The sequence below is a fragment of the Aeromicrobium sp. PE09-221 genome (genome assembly GCF_002174305.1).
GTDB lineage: Bacteria > Actinomycetota > Actinomycetes > Propionibacteriales > Nocardioidaceae > Aeromicrobium.
This window is the reverse complement of the sequence record NZ_MIJB01000029.1, coordinates 35,159-48,096: the sequence shown is the minus strand read 5'-3', so window position 1 is coordinate 48,096 and position 12,938 is coordinate 35,159. Positions and strand designations below refer to the sequence as shown.

Sequence of the window (12,938 nt, the reverse complement as noted above, 5' to 3'; positions counted from 1 at the left end):
CTTCGAAGATTCGGTCGCCCTCCAACCTAGCAAGCTCCGCGGTGTCTCGGTGCCCCGGTGGCCCCGCCGAAACGGTGCGACCGCGGGCCCCTCAACCGGTTGTCGCCGAGGACGTGACGGGGGTGCCGGGGCGCACCATGAAGCGCTCGGGATCGGGCAGCGGAGCGAAGCCGTGCCGGGCGTACAGGCGGTGTGCATCGGCGGTCGCGAGGAGCACCCGTCGCAACCGCAGCGGCTCGAGGACGACCAACACCTCCGCCACGAGCCGGTGACCGAGGCCGGCGCCTCGGCGATCGGGGTCGACGAAGACATCCGCCAGCCAGGCGAAGGTCGCACCATCGGTGACCACACGGCAGAACGCCGCCTGCTCCCCGGTATCGGTGTCGTAGAGCCCGAAGAGGCGGGACCCGTCGAAGGCCGTGTCGGTCACGGTGCGGTCGCGGCCTTCGGCCCAGTAGGAGAGCTCGGACAGCCAACCGTGGACGCGCGCACGGTCCACCCGCTCCGGGTCGCTCGAGAACTCGTAACCGGTCACGCTCCACCTCTCCGCGACGGTCTCACCGCTGCGCCGCCATCTACGACCGGGACACGTCCCCGGCGGTGACGACGATAGAGGCCCGCACCGACATACTCGCGCGACAGGTGAGACCGTCGTCGGGTTCTAGTAGGGTCACGTCCGCTATGACCGATGCGACTTCGGACGATCAGCGTCCATCTCACCCGACCGTGTCCCCCGACCCGGCCGCGGCTCCGTCCGTGCTGAGTCCCGAGAGTGCGGAGAGCCTCGCCACCCTGATGCCCTGGCTGCGGTCGCCCGCCGGTCTCACGCGGCTCGGCGTCGTGACAGCCGCGGTCCTCGCGACGGCCCTCGTCTCCGGAGTCCTCTACACGATCGCACTCGTGGCACCCGTCGGCGACCTGGCCTCGGCCGGCACGGTCTTCGGCGGTGTACTGACCTTCGCCGGCATGGCGCTCGGCGCCGGCATCTCGGTGGGAGTCTTCGGTTCCACCGTCAGCGCGACGGTGTTCTCCCTCGGAAGTCTGCTCGCCACCTGGGCAGCGGTGCATGTGCTCACGCGCCGCTCGACCTCGCACGAACGAGGACTCGCCGCTATCGGCCGCGGGGCCCGCACCGCGGTCGAGGCGGTCGTGGCGGCCACGGCACTGACGGTGCTGACCGCTTTCGCCTCGGTGGGCGCCGCCGAGCTCGACCTCTTCGGGGAGTTCTCCGCCCGCCCACGATGGTTCACGACGTGGCTCGTGACCGTCCTCGTCGTCGTGGTAGGCGCCAGCACCGGCCGGCGCGCCGCCACGCGTCCCCGGCCAAATGCCATCGCCGCCGCGCTGCGCGAGGCAGTACGCCTGCACGCTCTCTGGCTCGTCGTCTTCGGCGCCGTCGCCGTGGTGGCGACGGCGATCGCCCTGATCCGCGACGATCAGGCGATCACCCTGCTCGCCATCCCCCCGCTGGTGGGCAATCTGGTCGCCGCCGTCGTCGCGATGGGCCATCTCGGGGCCGTGACGCTGTCAGAGTCCGGCACCTCAACGCAGATCGGCTGGGCGTGGGACCTCGCCGGCGGTCACGGAGCCTGGCTCATCGCGCTGGCGGCGGTGTTGTTCGCCGTGGCTGCCGTGCGGCTCGGCGTGCGGCGCGAGCGATCGTCGGTGCCCGTCTGGTCGCGGACCTGGCAGTTGCCCACGATCACCCTGTTCATCTGGATCCTGCTGGCGGCGCTGGCAACGGGCATCCGCATGTCCGCCGGCGGGTTCGGCCATGCCGGTATCGGACTGGCTTGGTGGACGCCGTTCACCGTGGCGATCGCCGCCGGGTTGATCTCGGTGGGCGCCGAGTTCGCTCCGGCCGTCGCCTACGCCCTCTCCCCCCGGTTGACGGCGTTGCTGGCGGGATCAACGGCGACCGCGCGCTGGTTGCACGGCCCGTCCACCAGCACCGATCCGGACGCCGGGGACGTCGAGAACACAGCGGTGCTCCCAGCCGCTGCGGCAGAATCCCCGGCGGCCGATAGCGAGTCCACCGTGGTGCTGCCGACGGCAGCGCAGCCGCCCAGCGGCACCGCGACAGCACCGGAGCCGATGGACCCCCGCACCAAGAGGCGACTCGTCATCGGCGCGGGCGTCGTCGCGGGCGTGGCACTGTTGATCGCCGGCTTCTTCGCGACGGTCTCGATCCTCAACTCCCAGCGCAGTCCCGCCGGGGTCGTCGAGGAGTATCTGACGCTGCTGGCCGACGGCGACGCCGAGGGAGCCGGCTCGATGGTCGATCCGGGGATCGCCTCCGGGCAGCGCGTGTTGTTGAACGACGAGGCGATGAACGGTGCCACGCTGCTCGAGGTGGGCGAGGTCCGCGTCGACGACCGTGGGAGCGATTCGGCCACCGTGACCGCGACGCTGTCCCTCGATGGCGAACGGTTCGAGCACACCTTCGAGGTCCGCGGAGGCGAGAAGCGCTTCGGGCTCCTCGATACCTGGAGACTGGACGAGCCGCTGCTGGTGCCCGTGATGTTGGGCAGCGACTCCCAGGACTCGGTGCGGGTGGGCGACGCCGAAGTGGCACTGGACGAGAGCTCGGGCCTCTTCGGATCGGGTGAGTACGGCGCCGAACTCTACGCCTATCCGGGGATCTACGAGGTCACCGCGCCCGAATCCGACTACGTCAGCACCGAGCCCGTGACACTCCGCGTCCTTCCCGGCGTCGCGGCCGAGGCGGCGGTGACCGCCGAGCCGAGCGACGCGCTCCGCGAAGCGGTGCTCGACGAGGTCCGGGCGCGAGTCGAGCAGTGCGCCACCCCGCCCACCAATATGGACGACGTGTGCCCTTACGCCGTCCGCGATACCGATCTCGCCGAGCTCACGGTCACTACGCAGCCCGAAGGCTTCGAGATGCTCGAACTCGGTGGGTTCCGCAGCGAGGAGGCGGTCATCACGATACGGCCCAATCCGCGGCCCTTCGACGAGGATCCCGAGCCAGAGGAGATCGAGTTCTCCCTCGACGGGTCGATCTCGATCGAGGACGGCGAGGTGATCGTCGACTTCGACGACACCTGGTGGTGACGAATCGGGCTCAGCGCTCGCCGCGATCGTGATCTTCCGGCGACCAGGTCAACGCGAGGCTGAGCCCTACCCCGGCCGCGAGTCCGCCGAACAGGAAGATCGCCATGTCGGTCGCGACCCAGAGCGGGAGACCGACGGCGAGTCCGATCACCACCCCGAAGAACACGGTGCGCAGATCCATTCCCCGAGCCTACCGATGACGCGTGACGCGCCGGAGGAGGCGCGGGCACAGACACAGACCCACGCACACTCGGTCAGCGGCGACTGGAGGGCGGCGCTCCGGGGCTCGTCGTACCCCGCACCCTGGACTTGCGGGTAGAGGCCGTGGGCGATAATCTGAATCCCATTCAGAATTAGGCAAGGCGAACCTTATTACGTGCTTGTCGAAAGTGAACCGGAGAGCGATGACGACGCACGTGCAGACACGCGATGACCCCTCCGGCGGAGCCGCCACGCTCGTTTCCGATACGAAGGCTCAACAGAAGACCGATGCGCGTTCGCTCAAGGAATTGATGCGTCCGGTGGCGCCCTGGCTGACGATCGGACGTCTTCTCGCGGCGATCTCCGGGGTCCTGGCCGTCGTGCCTTATGTGGCACTCGTGCAGATCGGCCATGTACTGCTCGCCGCGGCGGGCAGCGAAGGGGGCGTCGACGCCGATGAGGTGAACCGGTGGTTGCGCATCCTGCTGCTCACCTTCAGCCTCCGGATCGGGATCTATTTCATCGCACTGCTCGTCACCCACCTGGCCGATATCAAGCTCGGTCACCTGATCCGACTGCGCATGGTCCAGCGCTTCGCCCGGGTGCCACTCGTCTGGTTCACCTCCACCAATTCCGGTCGTGTACGCAAGGCACTGCAAGACGACATCGGCACGATCCACCAGCTGATCGCGCACCGACCGGTCGACGGCACGAATGCGATCGTCATGCCCGCCGCACTGATGGTCTATGCCTTCATCATCGACTGGCGTCTCGGTCTGCTCGCGATCGCAACACTTCCCCTCTATGTCGCGGCGATGAGCGTCTCGATGCGAGGCATGGGCGAGAAGACGGTGCAGATGGACACGAGGCTCGGTCTCGTATCGGCGCGCATGGTCGAGTTCGTCACCGGCATCACGGTCGTGAAGGCCTTCGGCCGGGTCGGCCGCGCGCACCGCGCCTTCCAAGACGCGGCAGATGAGTTCCAGGAGTTCTATTACGCATGGGTGCGTCCACTGATCACCGTGAGCGCCTTGGGCAACTCGCTGCTCGCCGTGCCGCTCATCCTGTCGGTGAATATCGGCGGCGGCGCCTGGCTCGTGCACCAGGGCTGGGTCACGGCCGCTGATGTCCTCGCCACCTCACTGATCGCCCTCCTCATCCCCTACGGCCTCGAAGTCCTGATGGGATCGATGTGGGCACAGCAGATGGCCGGCGCATCGGCCCGGCGCCTGACCGAGCTCCTCGAGACACCTGTCCTCGCCGAGGAGGCCGACCACGCGGTGCCCGAAGGACACGATGTCGTCTTCGAGCATGTCAGCTATTCCTATGACACGGGCGAGGATGCCGAGCTCGCCCTCGACGATGTCTCGTTCACCCTCACCGCGGGCACGGTCACGGCCCTAGTGGGTCCTTCCGGTTCGGGCAAGTCGACGATCGCGACCCTGCTCGCGCGCTTCGACGACCCCCGTTCCGGACAGATCAGGCTGGGTGGAGCACCCGTGGACCGGATCAAGCATCTCTACACCCATGTCGGCTTCGTCCTACAAGATCCTCAGCTGCCGTCGATCAGCATCCGCGACACCATCACGCTGGGACGGCCCGACGCCACCGACGAGCAGATCCGCGAGGCCGCCCGCGCGGCGCGCGTCCTCGACGAGATCGAGCAGCTGCCGGAAGGCTTCGACACCGTCTACGGTGCGGGGACCGGACTGTCCGGTGGGCAGGCACAGCGCATCGCGATCGCCAGAGCCATCCTGGTCGACGCCCCGGTGCTCATCCTCGACGAAGCCACCGCGCTCACCGACCCCGAATCGCAACATCAGATCCAACAAGCGCTATCGGACCTGGCACGAGACAAGACGGTGCTGCTCATCGCCCATCGCCCCGAGGCGATCAAGGGCGTCGACCAGATCGTCCTCGTCGAATCCGGCCGCGTCCTCGCCACTGGCACGCACAGTGAACTGATGGCGCACCCGGGTTACGCCCGGCTCTGGCAATCGACCACGGCCACCCTCGGAGGCACGAAATGAGCCTGCCCCTGATCGACATCCTGCCGCGGCTGCGGCGCATGATTTCCGAGCCCGAGGCACTGCGTCCGGCGCTGATCGTCGCCGCGCTCAGCGGACTCGTCGAGGGACTCTCCCTCGCGGCGCTGCTCCCGGCGATCGGCTCGCTGGCCTCCGGAGAACCCGTCTGGGGCCTGCAGATCGGTGGATGGCTCGTAGTACTCGCCCTCCTCGCGGTCACGTGCTTCGGGCTGCATTACCTACAGGAGCAGCGCACCTATGCGGTCGCCCTGGACTTCCTGCGCAGCATCCACCGCCTGGTCGGCGATCAGGTCGCCAAGCAGCCACTGGGATGGTTCGCCCGTCCCTCATCGGGAAGGCTCTCGCGGATGGTCTCCGCCGAGCTGATGAATGCCGGTGAGATCTTCGCCCATATGATCGGGCCACTCGTCGCGCGGATCACCGCGGCGATCGTGATCGTCATCGCGGCCTGGCTGTGGCACCCGCTCCTCGGACTGGTCTTGACGATCGCGGCGCCGGTCTTCGTGATTATCACGGTGACGTCCACCTCCTTCATGCGCCGGGGGTCGGCGATCCACGAGCCCGAGGAGATCAAACTGGCGGCCCGGATCGTGGAATATGCACAATGCCAAGGGGCACTGCGCTCCTGTGGTCGCAGTGACGACTTCCCACCGCTGGGGGCGGCCCTGGAGGACACCCGATCGGCCAAGACCCGGGCGCAGTGGATCGAGACGGCCGGGATGCTGCTGAGCGGTGTGGTGACCCAGGGCGTGATCGTCGCACTGATCGCCGTCTCCGGGTCGCTGGCGGTCTCGGGCACGCTCGAGCCCATCGCGGCGCTGGCCTTCATCGGCCTGGCGCTGCGCTTCACCTCGACCCTGTCGACCATCACCGAGAACGCGATGTCACTGGAATCACGTCGCCCGCTTCTCGATGCGATCGACGAGGTGCTCACCGCCGAACCGCTGCCGGAGCCCGCGTCGCCGGCCCATCTCCCCGCTCCGGGCACCATCGAGCTCGAGGACGTCAGCTTCGCCTACGGGCCCACTGCGGAGCCCGTGTTGCAGCACGTGTCGCTCTCGGTCCCCCGGGGTTCGATGGTGGCCTTGGTGGGACCGTCCGGCAGTGGCAAGAGCACCATTGCCCGTCTGGTCTGCCGCTTCTACGACGCGGACTCCGGCACGGTGAGGGTCGGCGGTCTGCCGGTCACCGAGCAGACCACTGAGCAGTTGATGAGTCAGTTGTCGATGGTCTTCCAGGATGTCTATCTCTTCGACGACACCTTGGAGGCCAATATCGCCATCGGACGTGAGGGAGCGAGTCGCGAGGAGATCCGCGACGCCGCCGACCTGGCCGGTGTCACCGAGATCGCCGAACGCCTGCCCGCCGGCTGGCAGTCACGAGTGGGCGAGGGCGGTCGTGCACTGTCCGGCGGTGAGCGTCAACGGGTCGCCATCGCTCGTGCCCTTCTCAAGCGCTCACCGATCGTCCTGCTAGACGAGGCCACGTCCGCACTCGATGTGGAGAACGAGGCGAATATCGTCGCTGCGGTCGAGCACCTGCGCCGGCAGGCCACGGTGCTGATCATCGCGCACCGGCTCGACACCATCGCGGCGGCCGACCAGATCGTGGCTCTCACCGAGCACGGCAGCGTGGAGGCCCAGGGCACGCATGCCGAGCTGATAGCGGCGGGCGGCACCTATGCGCGATTCTGGGACCGGCTCCACCGGGCCCAAGGCTGGCACATCGTCTGAACACCCCGATAGCCTGGACCGATGCACGATCCCCCCGCGAAACCGACGAGGCGGATCGCGGTCGGCGGACGCAAAGTCGGACGCAAACCGGCATTCACTGCCGACGATGTCGTCGCCGCGGCCATCGCCGAAGGAGTGGATCGTTTTACCCTCGCGGCGGTCGCGGACAGGCTCGGTGTCGTGACCACGGCCATCTACCGTCTGTTCCCCTCACGCGAGGATCTCGTGATCGCCTGTCTGGATGCTGCAGGAGCGACCATCGCGCTGCCGGAACCCAGTGCTCCCTGGCGTGACACCTTGCGCAGGTGGGCTGACGAGTGCTGGCGTCTCTGTGAGGACTATCCCGGGCTGAGTCGTCTTGTCTACGCCTATCCCACGGCGCCCACCCGCATCGAGCGGGTGTTCCGGGCGTACGCAGACAGCCTCAGCGACCACGGCAAGAGCCCCCGGCAAACGATGTTCGCGCTCGATTTCCTCGGCGACACTGTCTTCGCATCGCACCTGGGGGTGGAGGCCATGCGCTCGGTCGATGAGAAGGGACGGACCGGACTGCAAGCCGTCCGCGATGCCATCCGGGACCCGGGATCACCGCTCCACCCGCAGGAGTCCTGGGCCGGTCGCACGGTGCTGGACGCCAAGATCGAGTTCATCCTCACCGGGCTGGAGCAGAACTGGCCCGAGTTCTGATGGAGCGGTGATGATCGGGGTCACGCCGGTGCATGCCCGGTCCACAGCAGCGTCGGGTGGACCGTGAAGCCATCCGGGTCGGCCCCGATCCACTGGTCGCTGGCAGGATCAAGCAGCTCTTCCGCACGGGCCAGGTCCGCCCCGGTCATACCGGCTTCGCCCCCTCGGGAGGCGACGGCATGGCGCATCTCCGGCCAGACGATCTGCTCCATATACGTCCGAGCGGGCGAACCGAGGGTCGTCGAGGCCGCCAGGGGGAGGACGGTCACCGAGACATCGGTCAGCCCTGCCTGTCGCATCCACGCGCCGAGCCGTTCATGGTGGGTCGGCCCGTCGGTCGGCAAACCCCAGGTGAGCTCGGAGGCCGTGCGGATCAGCCGTTCGATCCGTGAGTGCCCCGGGAGCATCATCGATTGGTAGTAGTTGGTGGTGAACAGAGCCAGCGTGCCCCGCGAGGCGAGCGCATCGGCGAGTTCTCGCACGATCGTCGCCGGGTCGTCGAAGGTCGCCGGCCAGATGACATCGGACGACCAGATCAGGTCGTACACGCCACCGGCCTGTGAAGCCTCGGCGGCCACATCGCGTAGATCGGCGATCTGCAGATCGACGGCCTGCTGGTCACCCGCGTGCACCCGGGCGGTCTCGATCGCCCGTTCATCGGCATCGACAGCAAGGACGGCGCCATCGCCCCCCGCGGCCTCCACCCGACGTGCCAGCGGCAGCAACGCTCCCCCTGCGCCAGTTCCTGCATCGAGCACCCTCAGCGGTCGTCTGGTCTCGATGAGATCGATCGACCCCACGGCCGCCTCGACCACCGAGGCCGTGAATTCTCGATTCATGAGCAGATAGTCCACATAGCGGCTGGTGTCGGGTCCTGTTTCGTCCTCGGCCGTCATCGGCACTCCTCTCGTCCCTGTGGGGGACCCGTCAACGTCATCAGATGGTCTCCCTCGCCGGCCCGACGGGGGAGGGCGTATGGGTGATCTCGGTGTCCGCGGAGTCGGCTTCTCGGGCGCTCGCGGGCCCGCCCCGGCGTCGGCGAGCGACCACCCCGTGGCGCGGCGCGAACAGCCAGGCGAACAGGAATATCGCGGTCAGCACCAGCACGATGGTGCCGCCCGTCGGGGTGTCCCAGGTCCAGGAGATATAGAGCCCGAGGAATGCCCCTACCGCGCCGATGACCGGTGCCAAGGTCATCATCACCCCGAGCCGATCGCTGAGTAGCCGCGCCGTGGCCGCCGGTGTGATGAGCAGGGCCAGCACGAGGATATTGCCGATCGTCTGCACGCTGATGACCACCGCGAGCGTGACCAGCACATAGAGGGTGAGGTCCAGCCAGAACACCTTGAGTCCCAGCGCGCGGGCCATCTCCCGGTCGAGGGTCACCGCGACGAACTCCTTGTGCAGGCCGAAGGCGATGCCGAGCACGACGAGCCCCATGAGGGCGACGATGATCAGATCCGAGTCCGGGATACCGGTGATCGAGCCGAAGAGGAATTGCTGCAACGAGCCCGCGTATCCAGGTGCCTGGGAGATGATGACGATGCCGAGGGCGAAGGCGGCCACGAAGAAGATCCCGATGATCGAGTCCTCCTTGAGCCTCCGGTTCTGCGAGAAGGCGGCGACGAGGATCGCCGTGACCACCCCCGCTACGGTTCCGCCCACGATGAGATTGCCGGAGATCACGAAGGCCACCGCGAGACCAGGGAACACGGCGTGCGCGACCGCATCGCCGATGAAGGCCATCCCGCGCAGCACCACATAGCAGCCGATCACCCCGCAGACAATCGACGCCATGACCGCGATCGCCAGTGCCTTGGCAAGGAACGCCAGATCGGGGTTGAACAGATCGGTGAAGAACTCGACGATCGACATTCAGGCCGCCTTCACGATCTTCAGCAGCGGATTGGTCTGGCTGACCCCGAACGCCCGCATCCACACCTCGTCGTCGCGCAGCTCGTCCGGGCAGCCGCTGGCGACCACCCACCGGTTCAGCAGTGCCAGCCGGTCACAGGAATGCAGCGCTCCGGCGATGTCGTGGGTCGTCATCAGCACAGCGTGGCCCTCGCGCGCCAGCGACACGAACAGATCGGTCAGAAGCTCGACCGTCGGCATGTCCAGACCGGTGAAGGGCTCATCGAGCAGCAGTACCGAGGGTTGCCCGGCGAGGGCCCTGGCCACGAGCACTCGCTGACGCTGGCCACCTGACAGCTCGCCGACGGGACGCGTCCGCAGCTCGGACATCCGCACCCGATCGAGGGCATCGGCGACGGCACGCCAGTCCTCCTCCCCCGGCCGGCGGCCGAGCCGCAGTCCACCGGTGCGGCCGGTCATCACGGTGCCTTCGACGGAGATCGGGAAGTCCCAGGCGAACTCATGCCGCTGCGGTACATAGCCGATGCCCGTCCTTCCCGCCTTGGCTGCCCGGCCGCCGACGAGGATCCGGCCGTCGACCGGTCGCAGCAGCCCGAGGACGGCCCTCATCAGGGTGGTCTTGCCCGCCCCGTTGGGACCGATCAGACCGACCAGTTCACCGCGGTCGACGCTCAGCTCCACACCGGTCAGCACGCGTCGCCCGCCCAGGTCCAGATGGAGGTTCTCGACCTGGAGGGCCGATGGGTCGGTCATCGGCCCGGCTCGTTCCGGCCCGCGAGCGCGCGTTGCTTGGCCCGCCGGCCGCGGATCAGGCTGACGACCACAGCGAGTGCCAACAGGAGCACGACCACCACGGACAGCGCGATCCACCAGACCATCGACGGGATGCCTGCACCCGCGTCGTCCTGCGCAGCGTCGTCGCCGTCCCCGGCCGGCGGAGTCTCCTCGGCCTCGGCCGTGAGGGCTTCATCGACATCGGTATCGTCACCGACCGCGAAGCGCACGTACTGGGTGTCCTCGACGCTGGCCCCGTCGATCAGGTCGGCGGTCGCGGTGAGCTGAACGAGGTAGACGCCCGGCTCGGTGAACACCCAGTTGGCATGGGTGTGAGTGTTGACATCGACCCACAGGTCCTGGCCCGGAGCCTCTCGCGAGTCCCACAGGATGTCCGGCTCGCCGAAGCCACCGGCCTGCAGATAGACCAGGAGCTCCCCCGGGCCGGTGACATTGCCCATCGTCAGGGTGACGCCACGATCGACACGACTTATCACCTCCGGGTCCTGGGTGTTCCAGCCGAGCCAGACGACATCGGCGTTCTGCGTCTGCGGGACCACGTGGACCTCCGAGCCGGGCTCGGCGCCCAGGAAGGAATAGGCCTCGTCGTCGGGAACCGTGAGCTGACCCGCGTCGAGCACCCGCATCACGGTGCGATCGAGGTACCGCCAGACCGAGCCGTCCAACGCGGTGTCGTCATGAACCATCAACGTCCACTCACCGTCGGTGAACCGTGGCCCCATATCGACGTGGCCGGTTTCCAACGTGGTCTCGTCAGTCGCCACGTCCTGGTCGGGATCGATCTGCTGTTCCAGCTCCGGGTCGTCTTGCTGGTCGTCTTGCGGGTCGGCGTGGACAGGGCCCGCGTGGATCAACGCAGCGATCATCGCCGCGCCGGCCAGGGCAGTGGCGGATCGGCGGAGGCGGCCTCTAGTGCGCATGGGAGTGTTCGCTCTCGCTCTCTCGGGGTTGCAGATCGGACTCGGGCAGGCCTCGGGTGAGGCAGGTGAAGAGGGAGTCGGCGTTGAACCGCATCATCGACACGTAGTCGGTGATCTCGTCGTCAAAGGCGTCGCCATAGATATCGCAGACCTCGACATCGTTCTCGGCGGCCACCTCGGTCAGTACCGAGGAGCGCGCCTTGAGGTTCGGCTCCAGGAACACGGCCGGCACATGGAGTGTCTCGATCGTGCGCGCCAATCGGCGGCGTTCGACCAGCGAGGGCTCGGTGGCCGGATTGGGCGTGACGAAGCCGGCCACGTCGATCCCGTACGCCGCGGCGAGGTAGCCGAACGCGTCGTGGGTCGTGATCAGGTGGCGGCGCTCGGGCGGGATCCGGGAGATCGTCTCGCGGACGTAGGCATCGAGCTCATCGAGCTCATCGATATAGGCCTCGGCGTTGGCCCGGTACTCCGCCGCGTTCTCCGGATCGGCGCCGACGAGAGTGTCCCGGATGAGCTGCACATAGGCGATGACGTTGCGGACGTTCTGCCACAGGTGCGGGTCGATCTCACCATGCACATGCTTGCCGAGGACCGCCTGCGGCAGCTGGTAGATCTGGGTGCCGGGCTTACCCAAGAACCGATAACCCTCGCCGTCGGGGATCTCGTCGATGGCCTTGTTCGGCACCTCGATGACGATGTCCTCGGCGGCGAGTTCCTCCTGTGTGTGTTCGCCACCGCCCTCGGGGTCGTACAGGGCGTAGACCTCGGAGGTATCGAGATCGACGGTGAGGTCGGCGTGGCCCTCGTCGAGGATCGTCTGGCCCTCGCTGGCGGCCTCGACGGCGGAGACGCCGACGGCGAAAGTGAAGGTGGACTGGCCGACAGGCACCGAGCGTGACTCGGAGTCCACCTTGAGCCGTGCGGCCAGCGTCAACGTGTAGATGCCCGGCTCGGTGAACACCCAGGACATGTGGGTGTGCGCGTCGGCCGGCAGCGTGGCGGTGTCGTCGCGGTAGCCATCGCCCGCATGGAAACCGTCGGAGGAGTCGAAGTAGATCTCGGTGCCCCCGAAGGTCCCCGTGAGGTAGCCGTAGATGTCGCCGGGGCCGCTCGCACCTGTGGCGCTCAGCAGCACCTGTGAGGACCGATCGGCACCATACTGACGGCCGTCGCCTCGCGCCCGCAGGCCGAGCCAGATGGTATCCAGATTGGGGTTCTCGACGAGCTGGATCACCTCGGCCGCGTACTTGACTGCGTCCTCGGCGAGCGAGATATTCGGCACGCCATCACGCAGATTAGCGTCCAGCGTCCTGATGACGTTCTGTTGTTCGAGCAGCATGTAATTGCTGAAGGCGACATCCGCATACACCACGTCACGGGCACTGCGCAGCGTCGGCTCGAAGCTGTGGGGGTCGGCCCCGTCGGGGATGATCGAGGTCGCGTTGACCTGATCACCCCCGACACTGGCCACCAGATCGCGCAACAGGCCGGTCGTGGTCACCACCTGCAGGCGATCGTCATGCGTGGAGAGTCCCGATGACGGCGCGCACCCGGCCGCTACCGTCGCCCCCAGGAGGGCACCGGTGAGCAGACCGAGCCCGCGC

11 protein-coding genes are annotated in these 12,938 nt (G+C 67.7%); 4 read left to right on the top strand and 7 right to left on the bottom strand.

What is annotated here, in order from left to right:
* Positions 1-91: 91 nt before the first annotated feature.
* Positions 92-535: a GNAT family N-acetyltransferase gene (locus tag BHE97_RS16055; RefSeq protein ID WP_087625043.1), complete on the bottom strand. Its 444-nt coding sequence runs from the start codon at positions 533-535 to the stop codon at positions 92-94.
* A 146-nt stretch (positions 536-681) separates the two neighbouring features.
* Between BHE97_RS16055 and BHE97_RS16050 the strand changes: the two genes are divergently transcribed.
* Positions 682-3,072, top strand: a complete 2,391-nt coding sequence (locus BHE97_RS16050) for a hypothetical protein (RefSeq protein WP_087625042.1) — start codon at positions 682-684, stop codon at positions 3,070-3,072.
* Positions 3,073-3,082: 10 nt separating this feature from the next.
* Here the strand turns inward: BHE97_RS16050 and BHE97_RS20190 are convergent, their stop codons facing one another.
* Positions 3,083-3,253, bottom strand: coding sequence for a hypothetical protein (locus BHE97_RS20190; RefSeq protein WP_170931461.1), 171 nt, complete (start codon positions 3,251-3,253; stop codon positions 3,083-3,085).
* A gap of 223 nt (positions 3,254-3,476) precedes the next feature.
* Here BHE97_RS20190 and BHE97_RS16045 point away from each other — a divergent pair, with 223 nt between their 5' ends.
* Genes BHE97_RS16045 through BHE97_RS16035 form a run of 3 tightly spaced genes read left to right on the top strand, consistent with a single transcriptional unit; the run spans position 3,477 to position 7,741 of the window.
* The gene (locus tag BHE97_RS16045) at positions 3,477-5,303 is read left to right on the top strand and encodes an ABC transporter ATP-binding protein (protein ID WP_087625041.1); all 1,827 of its coding nucleotides are present in this window, start codon (positions 3,477-3,479) and stop codon (positions 5,301-5,303) included.
* On the top strand, positions 5,300-7,054 hold the full coding sequence (locus BHE97_RS16040; RefSeq protein ID WP_201791481.1) for an ABC transporter ATP-binding protein: 1,755 nt from the start codon (positions 5,300-5,302) through the stop codon (positions 7,052-7,054). The genes BHE97_RS16045 and BHE97_RS16040 overlap by 4 nt, the downstream gene beginning before the upstream one ends.
* 21 nt (positions 7,055-7,075) lie before the next feature.
* Positions 7,076-7,741 (top strand): TetR/AcrR family transcriptional regulator, encoded by a 666-nt coding sequence (locus BHE97_RS16035; RefSeq protein WP_087625040.1) that lies wholly within the window; start codon positions 7,076-7,078, stop codon positions 7,739-7,741.
* 20 nt (positions 7,742-7,761) lie between these two features.
* Here BHE97_RS16035 and BHE97_RS16030 read toward each other — a convergent pair whose 3' ends face one another.
* Genes BHE97_RS16030 through BHE97_RS16010 form a run of 5 tightly spaced genes read right to left on the bottom strand, consistent with a single transcriptional unit; the run spans position 7,762 to position 12,835 of the window.
* On the bottom strand, positions 7,762-8,637 hold the full coding sequence (locus BHE97_RS16030; RefSeq protein ID WP_087625039.1) for a class I SAM-dependent methyltransferase: 876 nt from the start codon (positions 8,635-8,637) through the stop codon (positions 7,762-7,764).
* Between the two features lie 40 nt (positions 8,638-8,677).
* Complete coding sequence (locus BHE97_RS16025; RefSeq protein WP_087625038.1) at positions 8,678-9,616, bottom strand: anchored repeat-type ABC transporter permease subunit; 939 nt, start codon at positions 9,614-9,616, stop codon at positions 8,678-8,680.
* Positions 9,617-10,369, bottom strand: a complete 753-nt coding sequence (locus tag BHE97_RS16020; protein WP_087625037.1) for an anchored repeat-type ABC transporter ATP-binding subunit — start codon at positions 10,367-10,369, stop codon at positions 9,617-9,619.
* Positions 10,366-11,331, bottom strand: coding sequence for a choice-of-anchor M domain-containing protein (locus tag BHE97_RS16015; protein WP_087625036.1), 966 nt, complete (start codon positions 11,329-11,331; stop codon positions 10,366-10,368). The genes BHE97_RS16020 and BHE97_RS16015 overlap by 4 nt, the downstream gene beginning before the upstream one ends.
* The gene (locus BHE97_RS16010; protein ID WP_236757745.1) at positions 11,321-12,835 is read right to left on the bottom strand and encodes an anchored repeat ABC transporter, substrate-binding protein; all 1,515 of its coding nucleotides are present in this window, start codon (positions 12,833-12,835) and stop codon (positions 11,321-11,323) included. Before BHE97_RS16010 ends, BHE97_RS16015 begins: the two co-directional genes overlap by 11 nt.
* Positions 12,836-12,938 lie beyond the last annotated feature (103 nt).

Excerpts from the sequence above, each read along its gene's own strand:
- BHE97_RS16015 (WP_087625036.1), bottom strand. The coding sequence starts at position 11,331 with ATGCGCACTAGAGGCCGCCTCCGCCGATCCGCCACTGCCCTGGCCGGC.
- BHE97_RS16020 (WP_087625037.1), bottom strand. The coding sequence starts at position 10,369 with ATGACCGACCCATCGGCCCTCCAGGTCGAGAACCTCCATCTGGACCTG.
- BHE97_RS16035 (WP_087625040.1), top strand. The coding sequence starts at position 7,076 with ATGCACGATCCCCCCGCGAAACCGACGAGGCGGATCGCGGTCGGCGGA.
- BHE97_RS16045 (WP_087625041.1), top strand. The coding sequence starts at position 3,477 with ATGACGACGCACGTGCAGACACGCGATGACCCCTCCGGCGGAGCCGCC.
- BHE97_RS16030 (WP_087625039.1), bottom strand. The coding sequence starts at position 8,637 with ATGACGGCCGAGGACGAAACAGGACCCGACACCAGCCGCTATGTGGAC.
- BHE97_RS16040 (WP_201791481.1), top strand. The coding sequence starts at position 5,300 with ATGAGCCTGCCCCTGATCGACATCCTGCCGCGGCTGCGGCGCATGATT.
- BHE97_RS16050 (WP_087625042.1), top strand. The coding sequence starts at position 682 with ATGACCGATGCGACTTCGGACGATCAGCGTCCATCTCACCCGACCGTG.
- BHE97_RS20190 (WP_170931461.1), bottom strand. The coding sequence starts at position 3,253 with ATGGATCTGCGCACCGTGTTCTTCGGGGTGGTGATCGGACTCGCCGTC.
- BHE97_RS16025 (WP_087625038.1), bottom strand. The coding sequence starts at position 9,616 with ATGTCGATCGTCGAGTTCTTCACCGATCTGTTCAACCCCGATCTGGCG.